We start from the raw sequence: 20,061 nt of genomic DNA, 5'->3' as shown, positions 1-20,061 counted from the left end.
CCGCGCTACTTGCGGAACTCGCCGAGGACGAACTCCATACCGGGCAGGAACGTGCCCAGCATCGGGACGACGTGATTCACGATCGACTTCGTCAGGATCGGCGGTGTGGGATCGGTGACGAACGTGACGTCGGCGCCCTGGGCCCGCCAGTCCGCGGCGAGTTGCGCGACCTGCCCGTAGGGGATCACGTCGTCGTGGAGTCCGCCCTCGAGGAAGACCGGCGCGTTGGGCTTGAGGCGTCCGATCCGCTGGTCTCCGACCACCTTCGCAAGCTCCGGCGTTCGTGAGATGAGCGACGACAGCGTCTCGCCGGTACGCGTCCAGGTCTGGACGCGCCGGAACCCGAAGGCCGGGATGATGTCGCCGATACAGCTCGTCGCGAGCTGCTCGAGCGCGGCTTTGCCTGCGGGATTGGTCTCACGGTCGACCACGTCGGCGACCTCTGGGTATCGCTCGGTGAGGCCGTTGACGGCGAACCCGATGGCGCCGGCGATCGTGCTGCCGTCGATGGCCGGGATGACCTTCTCCAGGTCGGCCGGCGGCGCACCCGCGTAGGTCGCGCGCACGTTCAGTTCGGGTGCGTACGTCTGGGCCAACTCGGCCGCGGAGGCCGCCGCGCCGCCGCCCTGCGAGTACCCCGCGAAGCCGACGGGCGCGTTCGCAGGTGCACGGGAGACAGCGAGTGCGGCGCGCGCGCCGTCGAGCATCGCGTGCCCGCTCTCGGCCCGGTCGACGTAGGTGTGGACGCCGGGAGTACCCATGCCGATGTAGTCGGTGATGAACACCCGGACGCCGTGGACGAGCATGTAGTACATCTCGGGCGCGGTGTAGTTGACGGAAATGCTCGGCTGCGTGATGTCCACCGCCAGCGGGAATCCCATGAGCTTCGACGCCGCGCACTGATCGCCCTGCCCGATCGTCCCCGGGCCGATGACGACGGTCGGGCGCGGCCCCTTCCCACGCCATGGTGCGGTCGGCTCGATGACGGTCCCGGTGACGGCGGTGGGCTTTCCGTCCTGCAGGCTCGAGGTGTACATCACCTTGCGCGCCGTGCCCGGCCACTGGCCGGGCATGCCCGGGATCTGCAGGAGCAACGGGCTCGGCTGGCTACGGATCACCGATCCGGGATCGACCGCATAGGACCGCGGAGGCGTGTAGAAGTCCGCGGCATCCGCCGCGCCGACGGCCGCGGGCACGAGCGAGGCCGCGCACGCTGTGACCAAGACTCCGACTGCGGCCATCACGCGCGTTCGGCGGACGCCGAATGATCCGGACCTGCTGTTTCCCCGCTTGCCACTCATGACCGAGTAACCTACCCCACAGTAACTTGAGTCATGTGACTGGGGTCGCCGCCGGCTCACGTCTGCGCCGGATCCCCGGGGCCCCCGGGAGATGGTCAGAGCGACACGACGACCACCACCACTTCCCCACCGGCCGAGGGCCGACCCGCAGAAGAGCGGTCGGTGCCGGAGGCATCAATCCAGTCCTCGTCGACGTCTCCGGAGGGCTATCGCTGACGCGCCCGACGTGATCATCGGGTCGGGCTGATCTTGAGCATCCTTCCCAGCGTCGCCTGCCAGAGTGAGCCGTCCGCGGTGATGGTTCCGGTCAGTTCCAACGGCTCGTCGACCGGCCCGGTCCCGACGCGGTGTGTCGCGACTCGGCGACCGGTCTCGAAGTCCGTTGCGATGTAGTCGATCGGGCCCAGTTGCTGCGGGCGGCCCGCGACCAGCCGGCCGTAACCGAGGGCATGGATGAGTCCGTCGGCGCGGGACAGCTTGGGCAGCGTCGCCAGTCGATCGGCGTTCTCCCAGACTCGCCGGCACCCTTCGGCATCGACGTCTATGCGGGTCGCGCCGCCGACGAACGGGGCATCGGCCGGGACGGATGCGCCGCGCACAGCCATCGGCGGGTACTGATAGCCGTACGTGCTGGGGATGACCAACGAGTCACCCCATGCCATCGGCGAGTTCTCGGTGCCCGGCCCCGACGCCGAGAAGGCCGGAATCCGGCAGACCTCAGAGCCGTCACTGCTCTGCAGGACAAGGAGATGCGGTTTCTCCGCATTGTCGACGATGGCCACCCAGCCGTCTCCTCCCGGACCGAAATACGTAGGGGTCGTACCCGACCCCCAGGTGAGCTGTCCGGGTTTGCGTGCGGGTCCTCGTTCATAGGCGTGACGCCAGACGACCCGTGGCGCCGCACCCGGATCGGCCCGCATCTCGTACAGTGCGTGGGTCGTCAGGATCGACGCCCCCGTTCGCCGGATCGACAGACCGTTGCCCAGTTCCTCTCCGGCAGGCAGCCGGGTCGAACGGACGGCGTTGTGCCGGTCCACCGTCCCGACCACCCCGCGCGTCGTCGCGAACCACACCCGGTCATCGAAATCCGGTGCGAGACCGGTGATCGCGTCACCCGCAGGTATCACATGCCCGACGTCGACGCGATCGTCGACGAAGACTCGCCACCCCCGCGGCGTCTTCGCATGCGCGACACGAAGAATCGACCCCGACCCGTCTGCGACGACCACCCGGTCGCGGTCGTCGAGGTAGCCGTACACACCGCCCAGCAGTCCACCCTTCGTCAATTGCGTGGACGCCAGGGGTTGCGCGGTCCTGGGATCGAAGAGGACTACCGTCGGTGCCGCGGCCGCGGGCGGCGAGGTCCCGATGAACTGCGTGCACAGGGCGACAGGCATACCGTCGCGCCCCACAAAGGTCGCCGCGCAGGCGCCACCGGGGACCGAGGAGGCGGCTACGCGCGCGCCGGCGCCGGGCCCCCGATGCCGGGTCGAGTCGGTCGAGGCGAGGTCGCCGTGCATGAGCGAGGTATCGGCCGGTCCGAGGCCCGCGCCCGGGGAGGCGGGTTGCGCTGCAGTGGGATACGCGATCGTGATCGCCATCGCGAGAACCCCGGTGACCACCGCCGGCCAGGCCCACTTCATCTGCGTCATGAGTGGTCAAGCTACCGGACGTCCCTGCTCCCTGAACCGAACAGTCTGACGAGGTGGCCGCTCGATGATAGTCGACGTTACAACACTCCGATCACCCACAGAGATGGAATCCGCATGAAGCACAATCACTTTCGAAGCGAAAGACCACCTAGATGCATCGCGACGCCAGTTCGTCGGTCGGTCGGTCGGGCTCGACGGGAAGGCTGAGCCGCGCCGGAGTCTCGACACACACTCAGCCGTTGCGAAGCGGTAGTGCCGCAGAAGCGACGATGAGCATGATCGAGACAATCGGGAGAGCGGCGACGGAGACGAAGTCCAGCACCGCAGCACCCGTCGCTGAGCCGACCGCAATTCCCGCCTGGTAGGCCACCACGTACACGGCCGAGGCCACATCCTTGCGGTGCCGACTCGACCGCAGTGCGGCGGTGTTGAGCACCACCGGCATCGCCGCGGCGGCACATCCCCAGACGACCACCCCCACCGGGATCACCGGCGGGATCGCCACCGCGCACAGAGCACAGACCAGGCCGGTGACCACCGCGAACCGGACCCGGCCTGGATGCGCATCGAGCCAGCGGCCCGCCAGGCAGACGCCGAGCAGACCTGCGATTCCGAACGCCGCCAGCATCGGTGACACGACTGCGTATCCGTACCCGCCGCGCAGGACCAGGGGTTCGAAGAATGCGTAGCTGACGTAATGCCCGGTCACCATCAGCACCGTGATCGAGCCCACGAGCGCAATCGGCCCGACATCGCCGGCGCCTCCGGTGGCCGCCGGGGAAGCCCGATGCGGCGGAACCGACGGCAAGACCGCACACAGCGCAGCCGCACACACTGCCGCTGCCGCTCCGATCACCATCGAGGTTGCCCGCCAACCCATCACATGCGCGAGTGCCGCGGTGAGCGGGGCGCCTGCGACAAGCGCGAGGGTTGATCCGACGAACACCGCGGCGCTCGCGCGAGCGACGCGGTTCGGGGGACTCAGCCGCGCCGCGACCACCGTGGCCTGCGACCACACGATCCCGTGAACGGCCGCCGCCGGCGCCCGCCAGGCAGCGGCAGAGGCGAAGTCGTCCGAGAACACGAAACCCACCTGCGACACCGCAAGCACAGATACACACAGCACCAGCACCGTGCGCTGGTCGTACCGCCGGGTGACAGCGAGCAACGGCAACGTCACAGCACCTGCCACCACCGCGTAGACGGACAGCAGGAGGCCGATGCGAGCTGGTGGACAGGCCAGACCGGCGGCGAGCTCGGATTGCGCCCCGATCGGAAACAGCTCGGCGGTCAGATAGACGAACAGCGCTGCACCGAGCGAGCCGTAGCGCAGGAGCGTCACCGGACCGATGACGACTCTCGGAGGAAGCGAGCGACCTCGCCCGCCCAGACCGCGGCCTCATCGGGAGTGAAGATATGTCCGGTATCGGGATACTCGACCACTTTCGCGCCCCGAATGCGCGCGAAGGTGCGGGCCGTCGACGGCGCGATGATGCGATCCTGTCCCGAGACGACGACCAGCGACGGCACCTCGATCCGGTCGAGCAGATCGGTCACGTCGGTCCGCCCCGCCAGCTCTGCGTGCGCTGCCCCGCCTGCCGGATATCCATCGACGACGGCCGATACAGCTCGCTCGTACTCCTCGAGCGTCAGTTCGCCTAGGAGATCCGGTGTGAGTGTGGTCGACACGAGGTACCGGCCGAGGGCATCCCACTCCTCGTGCTCCGCGAGTGTCCGCCACACCGCGGTGAACGCGTCGGACTGGGCGTCGGCGTGCGCCAGTCCCACGGTGAGGACAAGAGCACTCACGTTCTCGGGGTGTCGCGCCGCGGCGGTCACCGCGACTGCTGCACCGAGGGACAGGCCCACGATCGGAAACCTCACCCCACCCGCACGGATTCCGGCTGCGACCACCTGATCAGCAAGCACCTCGATGTCCAACGGACCGGCGACGGGCGGCGTGTCGCCTGCACCCGGGTAATAGGGTCCGACGAACTTGTGCTCGCGCGGGGACCGGTCGATCAACGCGGCGAAGTTCTCCCGTACCCCGCCGCCCGCGCCGTGGGCGAGGGCGACCACCGGGCCATCACCCGACTCGACAACGTCGACGCCGGTGAGGATGTCTGCGACTTCTGTCTGCGGAATCATGCCGGAAACGTAGGCGTTGACGCCGGGGTGAATGTCAAACCCGCCGCGAAAGCAGGAGGTCAAGGGTGCTGATCGGCGAGCTGGCACAGCGAACCGGGACGACGCGACGAGCGCTGCGCTACTACGAGGAGCATGCGCTGCTCATACCGCACCGGGACCCGAACGGTTACCGCCGATACAGCGGCGAGGCGGAGCTGCGAGTACACCAGATCCGCGGGCTCCTCGCCGCCGGCTTCTCGACCGAGGTGATTGCGCGACTCCTCCCCTGCGCGGTCGGGAGATCACCAGAGATCCAGCTGTGTCCGAGTGTGGCCGCCGAGATGACACAGGTACTCGCGAGGGTCGAGGCCCAGCTCGCCGACCTCGATCGACAACGCGGCTCGATCCGGCGACTGCTGTCCCCGAGGGACGCGAGCATCGCCACCGAGTAGCCGGTTCCTGCCCACTGCTCTGTCAGATGACCAGGCCCAGAGCCAGCACCACGATCAATCCGGTCACCGAGAGGATCGTCTCCATCATCGACCAGGTTTTGAAGGTCTGCCCGACCGTCATCCCGAAGTACTCCTTGACCAGCCAGAAGCCTGCGTCGTTGACGTGGGAGAGGAACACCGATCCGGCACCGATCGCGAGTACGACCAGCGAGACCTGGCCCGAACTCAGGCCGTCGACGAGCCCCAGGATCAGCGAGGACGCGGTGATGGTCGCGACCGTGGCCGACCCGGTCGCGAGCCGAATCAGCGCGGCGAGAGTCCACGCGAGCAGGAGGACCGGGACGTTCGCACCCGTCGCCCAGTCGGCGAGGAGGGTGCCGATGCCGGTGTCGACGAGCACCTCCTTGAAACCGCCGCCTGCGGCCACGATCAGGAGGATGCCCGCGATGGCGGGTAGAGCCGCACCCGTGCACTTCGCGATCGTCTCGCGATCCATCCCGGACCCACGGCCCAGCGTGAACATGGCGACGATCACCGCGATGAGCAGTGCGATCAGCGGCGTGCCGAGGATGTCGAGAACCCGACGCACGGGCTGACCCTCGTCGGAGACGAAGATCTCGGCGAGCGCCTTCCCCAACATCAGGACGACGGGGAGCAGCACGCTGAACATGGTGACGGCGAAGGACGGCCGCCGTGTCGTCTGCCCGTCGTCCGGGTCGAGGTCGAACGTCGTCGGTGCTTCCACCGTCACCCACCGTCCGGCAAGGGTGCCGAATAGCGGACCAGAGACGATGATCGTCGGAATCGCCACTGCCACACCGAGTGCGAGCGTCAGACCCAGGTCGGCGCCGAGGGCGTCGATCGCCACGAGCGGACCCGGGTGCGGCGGAACGAATCCGTGCATCGCCGACAGTCCGGCGAGTGCGGGGATGCCGATCGGTATCAGACCGAGGCCGGATCGCCGTGCGACGAGGTAGATCACCGGCATGAGCAGCACGAGGCCGATCTCGAAGAACATCGGCAGACCGATGATGGCACCGACGAGGGCCATCGCCCACGGCAGCATGCGCGGAGATGCGTGTCCGACGATGGTGTCGACGATTTCGTCGGCACCGCCCGAATCGGCGAGCAGCTTCGCGAACATCGCGCCGAGGGCGATCAGGATGCCGACTCCCGCTGCGGTGGTTCCGAATCCGGCGGTGAAGGACTCGAGCACCGTCGGGATGGACTCGCCCGCGACGATGCCGACGGTGGCGCCGCCGCCGATCAGCGCGAGAAACGGATGCACCTTCGCCACGGTGATGGCGACGACGATGACGGCGACACCGGCCAGCGCCGCGACGACGAGTTGCCAACCGGGAGCTACGGGTTGGGGCAGATCCGCACCGGCGGCGAGGATCGAGGTGGTCGACGGCATCATCGGATGTCCTCCCCGGCGAGCGCGTCGACCGCTGCATCGACGATCTCGTCGACGCTCTGGTCCACGTCGATCGCGAACCCGCGCTCATCAGCGCCAAGTGGTTCCAACGTCTCGAACTGCGACGTCAGGAGAGCCGGCGGCATGAAATGCCCCGGCCTCGACGCCTGCCTGCGCGCGATCACTTCGACCGAGCCGGCCAGGTGTGCGAAGACCGCGGTGGGAGCCTGGTCGCGCAGCCGGTCGCGATACTCGCGCTTGAGTGCGGAACAACTCATCACCCCGCCATGGTCGTGCTCGGCCAGCCAGGTGCCGATCGACTCGAGCCAGGGTCGGCGATCGTCGTCGTCGAGCGGTTGTCCGGCCGACATCTTGGCGATGTTCGCCGCCGAATGGAAGTCGTCCGCGTCAGCGAAGGGCACGCGCAATCGTTGGGCCAGCGCGGCTCCGACCGTGGATTTCCCGGAACCCGAGACCCCCATGACGACCATCGGTGATCGCATGTCCACTCCTCACTCCTGTGTGCTGCTGATCACGTAGGCTGCCTTAATAGTCATACTTTTGCAAGTATTCTGCGTAAATCAGCACATGTATGTGCTCGCGAGGCGGTAATGAGAAGATGAACCGGTGAGTCAGGGCACACCAGGGATCGGAGAGCGGCACGACGAGATCCTCGCCGCCATAGGTCGGCGCATCGTCTCGGGCGCGCAGCCCGCGGGCAGCGTGCTGACCCTCGACTCGATCTGCGCGACCCACGGGGTCTCCCGGACGGTGGCGCGGGAGGTGATCCGGGTCCTCGAGTCGATGGGCCTCGTCGCCTCGAGACGACGCGTCGGGATCACCATCCAGCCGCGCACCCGGTGGAGCGTGTTCGATCCCCGGCTCATCCGGTGGCGTCTCGACGACTCCGATCGCGCCGAGTTCCTGGCCACCCTGTCGGAGCTGCGCCGCGGGTTCGAGCCGGTGGCGGCGGCGCTGGCCGCCGAGCGCGCGAACGAGCACCAGTGCCGCATCCTCGCCGCGGCGGTGTCGGACATGTCGGTACACGGCCGCACCGGCGACCTCGAGTCATACCTGTTGGCCGACAAGGTGTTCCACCGAACCCTACTCGAGGCGAGCGGCAACGAGATGTTCCGTTCGCTGACCGGCGTGGTCAACGAGGTGCTCGCCGGGCGCACCCATCACGGAATGATGCCCGCGACGCCGAATCCGTCGGCGATCGCGTTGCACGACGACGTGGCCAGAGCAATACGCCTCCGCGACCCGGAGGTCGCGGAGGCGTCGATGCGGGCGATCATCCTCGAGGCGGCGGCGGCGGTCTCCGAGGAGACCTCCGTGCAGCCTGAGGGACTCTAGACCAACAGCTCGGCGATCTGAATGGTGTTGAGCGCTGCGCCCTTTCGAAGGTTGTCCCCCGAGACGAAGAGCGCGAGCCCACGGCCCTCGGGCACACTCGGGTCCTGGCGGATCCGGCCGACCAGCGATACATCCTTGCCCGCGGCGGCCAGCGGCGTCGGCACGTCGGCGAGCTCCACACCGGTTGCCGCACCGAGGATCTCCTGGGCGCGCGTCACCGACAGCGGATTCGCGAACTCGGCGTTGATCGACAACGAGTGTCCGGTGAACACGGGCACGCGCACGCAGGTACCGCTCACGAGCAGTTCCGGGAGGCCGAGGATCTTGCGAGATTCGTTGCGCAGCTTCTGATCCTCGTCGGTCTCCCCCGAACCGTCGTCGACGAGCGAACCGGCCAGGGGCAGCACGTTGAAAGCGATCGGCGCGACGTACTTGTTCGGCGCGGGGAAGTCGACAGCCGATCCGTCATGGACCAGCTTCTCGGCCTCACCGGCAACCGCACGCACCTGACCGGCGAGCTCCTCGACGCCGGCCAGACCGCTGCCCGAGACCGCCTGGTAGCTGGAGACGATGAGGCGCTGCAGGCCGGCTTCGTCGTGCAGCGGCTTGAGCACCGGCATGGCGGCCATGGTGGTGCAGTTGGGGTTGGCGATGATGCCCTTCGGCGGGTTCTTCGCCAGTTCGCCGTTGACCTCCGAGACCACCAGCGGCACATCGGGATCCTTGCGCCACGCCGACGAGTTGTCGATGACGGTGACCCCGGCTGCGGCGAACCGCGGTGCCTGCTCGCGCGACATCGTGGCGCCCGCGGAGAACAGCGCGATGTCCAGACCCGACGGGTCGGCGGTCGAGGCGTCTTCGACGACGATCTCGCCGTCGCCCCACGGCAGCTTCTTGCCCGCCGAACGCGACGACGCGAAGAACCGCACCTCGTCGGCCGGGAAGTTGCGCTCGGCCAACAGGGTTCGCATGACGGCGCCGACCTGACCGGTCGCGCCCACGACTCCGATACGTACGCCCACTGTTATCGCCCCGTTCCGGCGTAGACGACGGCTTCTTCTTCGCCGCCGAGATCGAACGCGGCATGCAGAGCGCGCACCGCGTCGTCGAGTTCGGTGTCGCGGCACAGCACCGAGATACGGATCTCCGAGGTGGAGATCAGCTCGATGTTGACGCCGGCCTCGCTGAGTGCCTCACAGAACGTGGCGGTCACGCCCGGGTGCGACTTCATACCCGCTCCGACCAGCGACACCTTGCCGATGTGGTCGTCGTAGAGAAGATCGGTGAAGCCGATCTCCTGCTGCAGCTTGGTGAGCTTCTCCACCCCGAGAGGTCCGAGCTCGCGCGGGAGGGTGAAGGTGATGTCGGTCTTGCCGGTGTCGATCTTGGAGACGTTCTGCAGCACCATGTCGATGTTGATCTCCGCGTCGGCGACGGCGCGGAACACCCGCGCGGCGTAACCGGGCTTGTCGTCGAGCCCGACGACGGTGATCTTGGCCTCGCTGCGATCATGTGCGACGCCGGTGAGAATGGCTTCTTCCACGGGAATGTCCTCCATCGATCCGGTCACCACGGTGCCGGGTTTGGTCGAGTACGACGAGCGCACGTGAACGGGAACGTTGTAGCGGCGGGCGTATTCGACGCAGCGCAGCATCAGCACCTTGGCGCCACAGGCGGCCAGCTCGAGCATCTCCTCGAAGCTGACGGTGTCCAGCCTGCGTGCGTCGGGCACGATGCGCGGGTCCGCGGAGTAGACGCCGTCGACGTCGGTGTAGATCTCGCAGACATCCGCCTCGAGTGCCGCGGCGAGCGCGACCGCGGTGGTGTCCGACCCGCCGCGACCGAGGGTGGTGACGTCCTTGGTGTCCTGCGAGACGCCCTGGAATCCGGCCACCAGCACGATCTTTCCCTCGTCGAGGGCGCTGCGGACCCGGCTCGGGGTCACGTCGATGATCTTGGCCTTGCCGTGGCTGCTGGTTGTGATCACGCCGGCCTGCGAGCCCGTGAACGACTGCGCCTGCGCACCCATCGAGCTGATCGCCATCGCGACGAGCGAGTTCGAGATCCGCTCACCGGAGGTCAGCAGCATGTCCATCTCGCGAGCCGGCGGCGCCGGGTTGACCTGCTGGGCGAGGTCGAGCAACTCGTCGGTGGTGTCTCCCATCGCCGACACGACCACAACGACGTCGTTGCCCTGCTTCTTGGTCTCGACGATGCGCTCGGCGACGCGACGGATGCGTTCGGCCGTTGCGACCGAGGATCCGCCGTACTTCTGCACCACGAGGGCCACGTCGAGTTACCTCCCGCCGGCCAGAGTGCCGGTCGATAGACGTCAACTTGCCGGGACAACCTTACCGGGGAGTCTGAGGATGCCCTGACCTGGTCTCTGTGCGCACCCGCCGTAGCGAACCCATCTGGGCCGCGGCGACCCGTTCCGCTCTAGGATCTCTCGCGTGGCCTCCTCTACCGACGTCGGCGACACGGGACGCCGTTCCGGTGTCGAGGCCGCGTCGCCCGCCGAGTCCCCGCCGGGAGTCCGGCGGTCCGGGGCCGGCACAACCGGTCGGCTCTCATCGGCGAGGACGGCGCTCTTCGGTCCGTTGACCTCATCGTCGACCCTCTTCCGGCGCCACCGCTGGTGGATCGACGCCCTCGTCGTGTTCCTGGTGATCCGCGCCATCGGGATACTCACGCTCGCCCGGTTCGCCGACCTACGGGACACGACGCTCGGCGCGTCGCTCACCGTGTGGGACGGACAGTGGATGCTGGCCATCGCCACACATGGCTACGACGGGGTGCCCTACGCGCTCACCGATGCGCGCGGCATCCACACCGTCGACACCGCCTATGCCTTCTTTCCCGGCTACCCGTACCTCGTCGGCGCGATCGCGAAGCTCCCCGGCATCAGTCCGTTCGGCGCCGCGATCTCGGTCAACCTCGTCCTGGGATGCGTGGCCGCCGTCGGCGCCGCCCGCCTGGGCATGGTGTGCGCCCGTGTGATGGCCCGACGGTCACTCCTCGGATCGGCATCCGAGCGCGGCACCGGATGGTTCTCGGCCCGGCGGTCGCCCATCGGCCCGGCACCCGAACGCGGAACCGGGCTGTTCCTGGTGGTGCTGTTCGCCGCGACACCCATGTCGATCGTGTTGAACATGGCCTACACCGAGGCGCTGTTCTGTGCGCTCGCCGTGTGGGCACTGGTCGGCGTTCTCGAGCGGCGATGGCTTCTCGCCGGCACGATGGCCGCGGTCAGCGGACTCTGCCGACCGACAGCCGCGGTCGTCATCGGAGTCGTGATCCTCGCGGCGATCCTGTTCCTGTGGCGGTCCGGTGACTCCGTCACCCGCCGCACTCGCGCCCATGCGGCGGTCGCGATGGTCATCAGCCCCCTCGGATACCTCGCCTACCTCGGGGTGGTCTGGGCGCACACCGGATCACCGACCGGCTGGTTCCGCATCCAGACCGAGGGGTGGGACACCGAGTTCGACGGGGGTGCCGCCGCTCTCCGGTTCGTCAACGAGATGCTCGTGCACTCCGCCGAGATCGCGCCGGTGGCGACGTCGTGGATCGTCCTCAGCACGATCGCCATGCTGGGCGTCGCGGTCTGGGCACGATTGCCGTGGCCGGTCCTGCTGTACGGCTCGCTGCTGGTCGCCCAGATCGTGCTCTCGAGCGGGCTGATGATGAGCCGGCCGCGGTTGCTGCTCCCCGCCTTCGTTCTGCTGATCCCGCTCGCGATGGCGCTGGCCCGGATGCGGCCCGCGGTCGCCGGCCTCGTCGTCGTGCCGATCGTCGTCGGCAGCTCGTGGTTCGGCGCCCACATGCTCACGGTGTTCCCGCACGCCATGTGACCTGCCCGCCCGAGTCCGTGCTTCCCGACGTGCGAGGAGCGGGGGCGGGCCGTCACTCGGCCGAGGCGGCGAACCCCCGGCAGAGGTAGTCGATGCCGACGTCGAGCCGGGCTCGGGGATCGAGGAGACGTGCGGCGTCGCGTCGCCCGGCGAGGCGGGCGAGATGCGACGGGACCCCGACCTCCGATTCGCCCGAGATCACCTCGGCGAGTCCGGCGGACGGCAGCAGCGCGTCGTCGTGGAGCAACTGGTCGCTGACCGCGACGATCGCGACGCCGTGGACGAAACTCCACACCGACAACGCCATGTCGGTGGCACGTTCGATATCCACGCCGAGGTCGAGGAACCCGGCCGCGAGCCAGTCCAGACTGGTGAGCGAATCCTCCCCGTAACTGTGGCGGAGTGATGAGTAGGCCAGCACGACCCACGGGTGGCGCGTATACAGCTGCCACTCGATGTCGACGGCGGCCTGGACCCGGTCGCGCCATCCCGGGGCGGTGTCGACGGGGTACGGAAAACGGCGACCGACCTCGGAGGACATCGCCTGCAGCAGCGCGTCTTTGTCGGCCACGTGTCGGTACAGCGACATCGCACCGACCCCGAGCCGGTCGGCGACCCGCCTCATCGACAGCGAACCGAGCCCGTCCTCGTCGGCAACTGCGATCGCGGCATCGACGATGGTCGCCGGCGACAGCTTCGAGGTGTCGGACGTCACTTTCGAGTTCCTCCTGCTCAGGGCGGGAATATTGCGATTGCGTACAGCGTACTCACACCCGTACCCTGACCCGCGTACACCGTACACCGTACGCCGTGCCGCGCCTGCGGCTGCCGTAGAAGTCCGCCAGGCACGAGCCTGCCGTTGAAGGAGGAGATCATGTCCGCCCAGCTCGACCCGTCGAATCGGCTCCACCCGAGCACACCGGGTTCCGCCGACCGACGTACGTGGCTGGGCCTGGCCGTACTCACCCTGCCGGTGTTCCTGGTCTCGATGGACGTCTCGGTGCTGTACCTGGCCATCCCGTCCATCACCGACGCGCTCGCACCGTCGGCGTCCGAGCAGTTGTGGATCCTCGACATCTACGGCTTCCTCATCGCAGGTCTGCTGATCACGATGGGCAACGTCGGCGACCGCGTCGGCCGCCGGCGCATACTCCTCGCCGGTGCGGGCCTGTTCGGCGTCGCCTCGGTGATCGCCGCCTTCGCCCCGTCTGCCGGTGTGCTGATCGCGGCGCGTGCGCTGATGGGCGTGGGCGGAGCGACCCTTCTGCCGTCCAGCCTGTCCCTGATCGCCAACATGTTCCCCGATGCCCGCGACCGTGGCCGGGCCATCGGCGTGTGGACAGCGGCGTTCGCCGGCGGCAGCGCGGTCGGGCCGGTCATCGGAGGCGTGCTGTTGCACCACTTCTGGTGGGGTGTGGTGTTCCTGATCAACGTGCCGGTCCTCGTGATGCTGTTCGTGTTCGGACCCCGTCTGATCCCGGAGTACCGGGCAGCCTCGAGTGAGCCGTTCGACGTGCTCGGCGTCGTGCTGTCGATGGCCGGAATCCTCCCGCTGGTCTATGCGGTGAAGACGGTCGCCAGTGAGGGCGCCAGCGCCGGCGTCATCGCCGCAGGGGTGGTGGGCGCGGCCCTCCTCGTCGCGTTCCTGCTCCACCAGCGACGCATCGCGGCACCGCTTCTCGACCTCAAGTTGTTCGCCAACACCCAGTTCAGCGCGGCGGTCGGTGTGGCGCTCATCGGCATGATGGCCCTGGGCGGGATGTCCTACCTCACCGGCGTCTACCTGCAGTCGGTGATGGGCCACGACGTGCTCGCCGCGGCGATCGCGGGCCTGCCCATGGCCGTTGCGGTTGCGGTGTTCTCGGTCGGCGCCACCAAGGTGGCCTCGATCGTGGGAACGCGCCTGGCCTTCCTGAGTTCGATCGCCCTCGCGGCGGCGGGCAACCTCGGATTGCTCGCGCTCGGCACGTCGTCACCGGTGTGGGTGTACATCCTGTGCACCACGATCGCCGGCGTCGGCTACGGCATCCAGTTCAGCCTGGTGTCGGTCGTGGTCGTCGGATCGGTTCCGCCGGAGCGGTCGGGCGCCGCCTCGGGCATCTCGGAGACCAGCTTCGAACTCGGCACCGCGATGGGACTCGCCCTGCTGGGCTCGCTCGCGACGCTGGTGTTCCGCGCCGGCAACGACGGCTGGTCGTTCGGCGACACCCTCGGCGAGACACTGCACCGCTCGACCGACATGGGACCGGCCGGGGAGGGCCTGGCCACGGCGGCCAAGCAGGCGTTCGTCGACGGTATGCATGCGGCCTCGCTCGCGACCGGGATCGCCCTCCTGGCCCTCGCGGTGGTCCTCCTCGTCGTTCTGCGCGATGCCCCGGCGGACCCCGATGCCCAGGTCGCCGAGGTGCGCGTGCCCGACGCCGAGGCAGCCGCACCGGCTCGCGCCGACTGACGCTCACCCGCCGGGTTCGGCGGCCGCGGCTACCCTCGGGCTGATGCACGAACTGATCTCGGGCCGGTGGAGCGCACGCGGCTACGACCCGACCGCGTCCATCTCCGTCGAGGACGTGGCGACCATCGTCGACGCCGGCCGGTGGGCTCCGACGTGGGGCCGCGTGCAGCCGGTGCGATTCGTCGTCGGCCGACGCGACGATCCGACCTTCGCCGCCCTGACCGGCGTACTGACCCGGGGTAACGCCGGTTGGGCACCTCGCTCCGCCGCGCTGATCCTGGTGTGCACCACCGACGATCCCGACGACGCCACAGCGCACACCTACGCGGCGGTGGACTGCGGTCTGGCCGTCGGGCAGATGATCCTGCAGGCGCAGGCACTGGGTTTCAACGCGCATCCGATGGCCGGGTTCGACGCCGAGACCGCGCGCGACGCCTTCGGCATCCCCGCCGACAAGCGGCCGCTGGTCCTGCTCGGCATCGGAGCGCTGGCAGAACCGTCGTCGCTACCCGAGGACATCCGCGCCCGCGACGAGAAACCCCGAACCCGTCTGCCTCTCGACGAGGTCGCTTTTGCCCGGCGATGGGGAACGTCGGCCTTCCCGGAGCTACCGGCCATGTAGATACTGGTGTGACCAAAGAGGTTTATGTGGCAGAAGCGACTTGTGGTACTTCTTCTGCATGACTGCCTCACCCCTCCTACGAGGTTTCCGCCGCCGGCCGAGGACACACCTCGCCGCCGCCGTCGCCGTCGCGGCGCTGACCGCGACGACGATGCTGTCCGGCCCGGCGCCCGCACATGCCGACGACCCTTTCAGCCTCGAATTCGACGGCGCGGCAGGCACGATGCCGTCGGCGCTGAACCACGAGACCGGCGCCGGCGGGTGGGGCAACAACGAGGTGCAGAACTACACCGCCGACAGGCTCAACTCGCGACTCGACGGCAACGGCAACCTGCTCATCGAGGCGCGTCGGGCCGCGACGGGCGGTTGGACCTCGGCCCGGCTCACCACGAAGGACAGTTTCGAGTTCACCTACGGCACGATCTCCGCGCGGATATCTCTGCCGCAGGGTCGCGGACTGCACCCGGCGTTCTGGCTGTTGGGCAGCGACATCGACTCCGCCGGATATCCGGCCGTCGGCGAGGTCGACATCGCGGAGACGATCAACACCGCGGACTGGGTGCGCGTGGGAGCCCACGGTCCGACGACCCTCGGTACCGCCACCGGCTCGCTCGGCATCTCGCTCGCCGACCTGATTCCCGGATTCCCGCTGCCGGGACCGCTGGCCGGCCGCTGGGAACGCGGTCACGACCTCACCGGCATCGACCCCGGCGACTTCCATGTGTATGCGGTGACCAAGACGTCGTCTCAGATCCGGTTCACCATCGACGGCAACGCGGTCCACACCATCAACCGATCCTCACTCACCGGAGACGAACGCTGGGTCTTCGACAAGCCCATGTACGCACTGCTCAATGTCGCGGTCGGCGGGAACTGGCCCGGCCCCCCGTCGTCGACGACCCCGAGCCCGGCGACCATGACCGTCGACTGGTTGCGCTACACCCCGTGAGCGGGCGACTCCCGCTGAGGTGACGCCGAACGATCCCGTCGACTGTGCGTCCAATTCCGTCGACCGTGCATCGTATCCCGTCGACTGTGCATCGAATTCCGTCGACCGTGCATCGAATTCCGTCGACCGTGCGTTCACGCGCCGTCGCGACCGACGTCCCGCACCCACTTCGCCCCGAGCCGACAGGCCCGGGGCGAAGTTGCGTGTGGGGTTGCGGGACAGACGTTTACGTGGCCAACACCTTCTCGTCGTCGGTGACCGACGCACGCATCGTCTTGTCTTTCGTCTCGACGATGAGGATCGTGCACACGACACTGACCGCCGACAATCCGGCGAGCAGTACGCCCACCCAGATGGCGCCGGGGCCGGCGATCAGCGGTGCGGCGATCAGCGGCGGGATCGCTCCGCCGAAGATGCCGGCGAGGTTGTAGCCCATGCCGGCGCCGGTGTAGCGATAGCGCGCCTCGAAGAGTTCGGGCAGGAGCGCGCCTGCCGGGCCGTAGGCGATCCCGAAGATGAGCAGCGTCCCGATGAGTCCGACGATGAACGCGAAACCGCCGCCGATCTCGAGAATCGGGAACAGCAGCAGCGACCACGGAATGGCGATGGCGCAGGACGTGAGGATGACGCGGCGTCGGCCGACCCGGTCCGACCACACCGCCGATGCCGCGGTCGACAGACCGAAGACGACGGCGGCACACATCCCGGCGGTCAGCACGAAGGTGCGGGACAGCTCGAGCGACTTCGTGCCGTAGTTGGTGAGGAACGCGGTGCCCATGTAGAAGAGCGAGAACAGGCTCGCGAGCGCGCCTCCGGCGATCAGGATCTCCCGCCACTGGTGGCGGAACGCGTCGAGGAACGGCAGCGCCGGGCCGTTCTCGGTCCCGGAGTCGGCACCGCTGTGCCGCTTCACCTCTTCGAAGACAGGGGTTTCGGCGACGGCGAGGCGCACCCACAGGCCGACCGCGACGAGAGCGAAGGAGAGGATGAACGGAATCCGCCAGCCGTAGTCGAGGAACGCCGAACTGGTCTCACCCAGCGTCAGACTCGCGATGAGGAACGTCAGGCTCGACAGGAAGAAGGCGAAGGCGGGACCGAGTTGCGGGAACATCGCGTACAGGCCGCGTTTGCCCGCCGGCGCGTACTCCGCGGTGAGCAACGTCGCGCCGGCCCATTCGCCACCGACGGCGAAGCCCTGCAGGAATCGCAGGCACACGAGCGCGATGGGTGCCGCGACACCGATGCCCGACTCGGCGAACCCGAACACGCCCGTCTCGTAGCCCGGGAGCAGGCCGATGGCCACGGTCGCGAGGCCCATGATCAGCAGGGTCCAGACGAGGGTTCGTTTGCGGCCGATCCGGTCACCGAAGTGGCCGAACAGCATCGCGCCGACCGGGCGGGCGAAGAAGGCCACCGCGAAGGTCGCGAACGAGGCGATCGTGCCGGTCACCTCGTCGGCTGCGGGGAAGAACACGGTGGGGAACACCAGGGCGGCCGCGGTGCCGTAGATGAAGAAGTCGTAGAACTCGATGGTCGTGCCGATCGAGCTCGCGGCCGCCACACGGTGGAGACTCGTGCGCTTGTGTTCGGGCGGTTCGATGACCGGCGGCTCGGCGGGGATGGTCGTCACTGGTGTTGATCCCTTTCTGCATGCGGCCGCGTGGGGTGGGCGGCTCGTCGTGCTCGGGCACATGTCCCGATACCTCGGCCGTCGTCGGGATGACGGAAGTCACCACGACGGTCGACTGAGAGGCATCTCACAGTCTGGGAGTCGGGTCGCATACGCGGCACCCCCCGAAGAGGGGGGTCGCGATTTACCCCCGGACCTGCAGCTTTGGTCACTTCGTCGCCGGGGAGTACAGTCAGGCGCATGCAGCGCGCACTCCTTCTCGGTTGCCGCGGCGGGGTCTGAACCGACCGGCCCTCCGTCGCGGGGCCCAATCACGCGCCGGTCACTTTCCTTCCAGACACGGAGAATGACCACCGATGGCACCAGCAGACACCTTCACCTCCGGCGCTAGCCGAATCGTCGAGCCCGCCGGCCCGATTCCCGCCGGGCAGCCCACATGGAATCCCCAGCGCAGTTCGGCGATGCCCGTCCACCGATATCGCCAGTTCGCCGATGAGGTCGAGACCATCTCGGTTCCCGACCGCACCTGGCCCGACAAGGTCATCACCAAGGCACCGATGTGGTGCGCGGTGGACCTCCGCGACGGCAACCAGGCACTGATCGACCCGATGAGTCCCGCGCGCAAGCGCCGCATGTTCGATCTCCTGGTCCGGATGGGCTACAAGGAGATCGAGGTCGGTTTCCCGTCGGCCAGCCAGACCGATTACGACTTCGTCCGCGAGATCATCGAGGACGGCGCGATCCCCGACGACGTGACGATCCAGGTCCTCACCCAGTGCCGGGACGAGCTGATCGAGCGCACCTTCGACGCCTGCCGCGGTGCGTCGAACGTCATCGTGCACTTCTACAACTCCACCTCGGTCCTGCAGCGTCGCGTGGTCTTCCGCGCCGACAAGGCAGCGATCACCAAGATCGCCACCGACGCCGCACACAAGGTCCTCGAGGTGCAGAAGGACTACCCCGACACCAACTGGCGATACGAGTACTCGCCCGAGTCGTACACGGGCACCGAGCTGAGCTTCGCCAAGGAGGTGTGCGACGCGGTCACCGAGATCATCGCCCCCACTCCCGAGCGGCCGATGATCCTCAACCTGCCGGCGACCGTCGAGATGGCCACCCCCAACGTCTACGCCGACTCGATCGAGTGGATGCACCGCAACCTGGCTCGTCGCGACTCGATCATCCTCAGCCTGCACCCCCACAACGACCGCGGGACCGCGGTTGCCGCAGCCGAACTCGGCTACCAGGCGGGCGCCGACCGCATCGAGGGATGCTTGTTCGGCAACGGCGAGCGCACCGGCAACGTCTGCTTGGTGACCCTGGGCATGAACATGTTCAGCCGCGGCGTCGATCCGCAGATCAGCTTCTCCGACATCGACGAGATCCGGCGCACGGTCGAGTACTGCAACCAGCTCAACGTGCCGGAGCGTCACCCCTACGGTGGTGACCTGGTGTACACCGCGTTCTCGGGCAGCCATCAGGACGCGATCAACAAGGGTCTCGACCAGATGAAGGTCGACGCCGACAGCTCCGACACCGACGTCGACGACATGCTCTGGGCTGTCCCGTATCTGCCGATCGACCCCAAGGACGTCGGCCGCAACTACGAGGCCGTCATCCGCGTGAACAGCCAGTCCGGCAAGGGCGGCGTCGCCTACATCATGAAGGCCGATCACGGCATGAATCTGCCGCGACGCCTGCAGATCGAGTTCAGCCGCGAGATCCAGAAGATCACCGACGGCGAGGGCGGCGAGGTCAATCCCAAGGAGATGTGGGATGTCTTCGCGGAGAACTACCTTCACCCGGTCTGGCCGCTGGAGCGAATCCGCCAGAAGGTCGACGCGGCCGAGGTCGACGGCGGGGACGACCACATCACCGCGGTCGTGAAGGTCGAGGGCAACGAGCGTGAGATCGCGGGATCGGGCAATGGTCCGCTCGCGGCATTCGTCGACGCGCTGGGCAGTGTCGGGTACGAGGTCCGGGTGCTCGACTACAGCGAGCACGCACTGACCGCGGGCGGCGACGCCAGCGCGGCGGCATACGTGGAGACCGAGGTCAACGGTGAGACCGTGTGGGGCGTCGGCGTCGCATCGTCTATCACCACCGCGAGCCTGCGTGCCGTGGTGTCGGCGGTGAACCGCGCGTACCGCGTCACCTCGACCGCCCCCGCCGACGAAGAAGCAGCACCCGGCACCTGGGCGCCCTGAGCTCCCGGCGCTGTCCCTGAGCCGGTCCCTCCCCGCTGATCAGAC

Annotated in this window: 17 protein-coding genes; 7 read left to right on the top strand and 10 right to left on the bottom strand. The window is 68.1% G+C overall.

Going from position 1 to position 20,061, the window contains the following annotated elements; translation table 11 throughout:
* Nucleotides 1-5: 5 nt before the first annotated feature.
* From ACSUZC_RS02530 to ACSUZC_RS02515, 4 genes are all read right to left on the bottom strand, one after another.
* Nucleotides 6-1,241, bottom strand: a complete 1,236-nt coding sequence (locus tag ACSUZC_RS02530; RefSeq protein WP_439031364.1) for a lipase family protein — start codon at nt 1,239-1,241, stop codon at nt 6-8.
* Between the two features lie 290 nt (nt 1,242-1,531).
* Nucleotides 1,532-2,944 (bottom strand): hypothetical protein, encoded by a 1,413-nt coding sequence (locus ACSUZC_RS02525; protein ID WP_439032969.1) that lies wholly within the window; start codon nt 2,942-2,944, stop codon nt 1,532-1,534.
* A gap of 241 nt (nt 2,945-3,185) precedes the next feature.
* Nucleotides 3,186-4,295, bottom strand: coding sequence for an MFS transporter (locus tag ACSUZC_RS02520; protein WP_439031363.1), 1,110 nt, complete (start codon nt 4,293-4,295; stop codon nt 3,186-3,188).
* Nucleotides 4,292-5,101 carry an alpha/beta fold hydrolase gene (locus tag ACSUZC_RS02515; protein ID WP_439031362.1) on the bottom strand — a complete coding sequence of 270 codons (810 nt, stop codon included), beginning with the start codon at nt 5,099-5,101 and terminating at the stop codon, nt 4,292-4,294. Before ACSUZC_RS02515 ends, ACSUZC_RS02520 begins: the two co-directional genes overlap by 4 nt.
* A 65-nt stretch (nt 5,102-5,166) precedes the next feature.
* On the opposite strand from ACSUZC_RS02515, the gene ACSUZC_RS02510 reads away from it, so the two are divergent.
* The gene (locus tag ACSUZC_RS02510) at nt 5,167-5,532 is read left to right on the top strand and encodes a MerR family transcriptional regulator (RefSeq protein WP_439031361.1); all 366 of its coding nucleotides are present in this window, start codon (nt 5,167-5,169) and stop codon (nt 5,530-5,532) included.
* A gap of 22 nt (nt 5,533-5,554) precedes the next feature.
* Here the strand turns inward: ACSUZC_RS02510 and ACSUZC_RS02505 are convergent, their stop codons facing one another.
* Both ACSUZC_RS02505 and ACSUZC_RS02500 read right to left on the bottom strand, forming a co-directional pair.
* Complete coding sequence (locus ACSUZC_RS02505; RefSeq protein WP_439032968.1) at nt 5,555-6,949, bottom strand: GntP family permease; 1,395 nt, start codon at nt 6,947-6,949, stop codon at nt 5,555-5,557.
* Entirely contained in the window at nt 6,949-7,452 is a 504-nt protein-coding gene (locus ACSUZC_RS02500; RefSeq protein WP_388056230.1) for a gluconokinase, read from the bottom strand. Before ACSUZC_RS02500 ends, ACSUZC_RS02505 begins: the two co-directional genes overlap by 1 nt.
* 124 nt (nt 7,453-7,576) lie before the next feature.
* Here ACSUZC_RS02500 and ACSUZC_RS02495 point away from each other — a divergent pair, with 124 nt between their 5' ends.
* A complete protein-coding gene (locus ACSUZC_RS02495; protein WP_439031360.1) occupies nt 7,577-8,305 on the top strand; it encodes a FadR/GntR family transcriptional regulator in 729 nt (242 codons plus the stop codon).
* On the opposite strand, the gene ACSUZC_RS02490 is transcribed toward ACSUZC_RS02495, so the two are convergent.
* Nucleotides 8,302-9,327 (bottom strand): aspartate-semialdehyde dehydrogenase, encoded by a 1,026-nt coding sequence (locus ACSUZC_RS02490; RefSeq protein WP_439031359.1) that lies wholly within the window; start codon nt 9,325-9,327, stop codon nt 8,302-8,304. The two genes, ACSUZC_RS02495 and ACSUZC_RS02490, sit on opposite strands and share 4 nt — an antisense overlap.
* Before the next feature lie 2 nt (nt 9,328-9,329).
* Entirely contained in the window at nt 9,330-10,595 is a 1,266-nt protein-coding gene (locus tag ACSUZC_RS02485) for an aspartate kinase (protein ID WP_439031358.1), read from the bottom strand.
* A gap of 310 nt (nt 10,596-10,905) precedes the next feature.
* Here ACSUZC_RS02485 and ACSUZC_RS02480 point away from each other — a divergent pair, with 310 nt between their 5' ends.
* Nucleotides 10,906-12,156 (top strand): hypothetical protein, encoded by a 1,251-nt coding sequence (locus ACSUZC_RS02480; RefSeq protein WP_439032967.1) that lies wholly within the window; start codon nt 10,906-10,908, stop codon nt 12,154-12,156.
* A 52-nt stretch (nt 12,157-12,208) separates the two neighbouring features.
* Here ACSUZC_RS02480 and ACSUZC_RS02475 read toward each other — a convergent pair whose 3' ends face one another.
* Complete coding sequence (locus tag ACSUZC_RS02475) at nt 12,209-12,871, bottom strand: TetR/AcrR family transcriptional regulator (protein WP_439031357.1); 663 nt, start codon at nt 12,869-12,871, stop codon at nt 12,209-12,211.
* Between the two features lie 159 nt (nt 12,872-13,030).
* On the opposite strand from ACSUZC_RS02475, the gene ACSUZC_RS02470 reads away from it, so the two are divergent.
* From ACSUZC_RS02470 to ACSUZC_RS02460, 3 genes are read left to right on the top strand one after another with little or no spacing between them, the layout of a single operon-like run.
* Nucleotides 13,031-14,608 carry an MFS transporter gene (locus tag ACSUZC_RS02470; RefSeq protein WP_439031356.1) on the top strand — a complete coding sequence of 526 codons (1,578 nt, stop codon included), beginning with the start codon at nt 13,031-13,033 and terminating at the stop codon, nt 14,606-14,608.
* A 43-nt stretch (nt 14,609-14,651) separates the two neighbouring features.
* Nucleotides 14,652-15,230 (top strand): nitroreductase family protein, encoded by a 579-nt coding sequence (locus ACSUZC_RS02465; protein ID WP_439031355.1) that lies wholly within the window; start codon nt 14,652-14,654, stop codon nt 15,228-15,230.
* A 58-nt stretch (nt 15,231-15,288) separates the two neighbouring features.
* On the top strand, nt 15,289-16,179 hold the full coding sequence (locus ACSUZC_RS02460; RefSeq protein WP_439031354.1) for a glycoside hydrolase family 16 protein: 891 nt from the start codon (nt 15,289-15,291) through the stop codon (nt 16,177-16,179).
* 226 nt (nt 16,180-16,405) lie between these two features.
* Here the strand turns inward: ACSUZC_RS02460 and ACSUZC_RS02455 are convergent, their stop codons facing one another.
* A complete protein-coding gene (locus ACSUZC_RS02455; RefSeq protein ID WP_439031353.1) occupies nt 16,406-17,809 on the bottom strand; it encodes an MFS transporter in 1,404 nt (467 codons plus the stop codon).
* A gap of 356 nt (nt 17,810-18,165) precedes the next feature.
* Between ACSUZC_RS02455 and leuA the strand changes: the two genes are divergently transcribed.
* Nucleotides 18,166-20,016 carry a 2-isopropylmalate synthase gene (gene leuA / locus ACSUZC_RS02450; protein WP_439031352.1) on the top strand — a complete coding sequence of 617 codons (1,851 nt, stop codon included), beginning with the start codon at nt 18,166-18,168 and terminating at the stop codon, nt 20,014-20,016.
* Nucleotides 20,017-20,061: the final 45 nt, after the last annotated feature.

Source organism: Gordonia terrae, from assembly GCF_051789125.1.
Lineage (GTDB): Bacteria > Actinomycetota > Actinomycetes > Mycobacteriales > Mycobacteriaceae > Gordonia > Gordonia terrae_A.
The sequence above is the reverse complement of the archived record's forward strand: the minus strand, read 5'-3'. Positions and strand labels throughout refer to the sequence as shown.

Bases quoted from the DNA above. Each gene is read 5' to 3' on its own strand.
- ACSUZC_RS02530 (WP_439031364.1), bottom strand. From the start codon at position 1,241: ATGGCCGCAGTCGGAGTCTTGGTCACAGCGTGCGCGGCCTCGCTCGTG.
- ACSUZC_RS02525 (WP_439032969.1), bottom strand. From the start codon at position 2,944: ATGAAGTGGGCCTGGCCGGCGGTGGTCACCGGGGTTCTCGCGATGGCG.
- ACSUZC_RS02515 (WP_439031362.1), bottom strand. From the start codon at position 5,101: ATGATTCCGCAGACAGAAGTCGCAGACATCCTCACCGGCGTCGACGTT.
- ACSUZC_RS02505 (WP_439032968.1), bottom strand. From the start codon at position 6,949: ATGCCGTCGACCACCTCGATCCTCGCCGCCGGTGCGGATCTGCCCCAA.
- ACSUZC_RS02500 (WP_388056230.1), bottom strand. From the start codon at position 7,452: ATGCGATCACCGATGGTCGTCATGGGGGTCTCGGGTTCCGGGAAATCC.
- ACSUZC_RS02470 (WP_439031356.1), top strand. From the start codon at position 13,031: ATGTCCGCCCAGCTCGACCCGTCGAATCGGCTCCACCCGAGCACACCG.
- ACSUZC_RS02465 (WP_439031355.1), top strand. From the start codon at position 14,652: ATGCACGAACTGATCTCGGGCCGGTGGAGCGCACGCGGCTACGACCCG.
- ACSUZC_RS02460 (WP_439031354.1), top strand. From the start codon at position 15,289: ATGACTGCCTCACCCCTCCTACGAGGTTTCCGCCGCCGGCCGAGGACA.
- leuA (WP_439031352.1), top strand. From the start codon at position 18,166: ATGGCACCAGCAGACACCTTCACCTCCGGCGCTAGCCGAATCGTCGAG.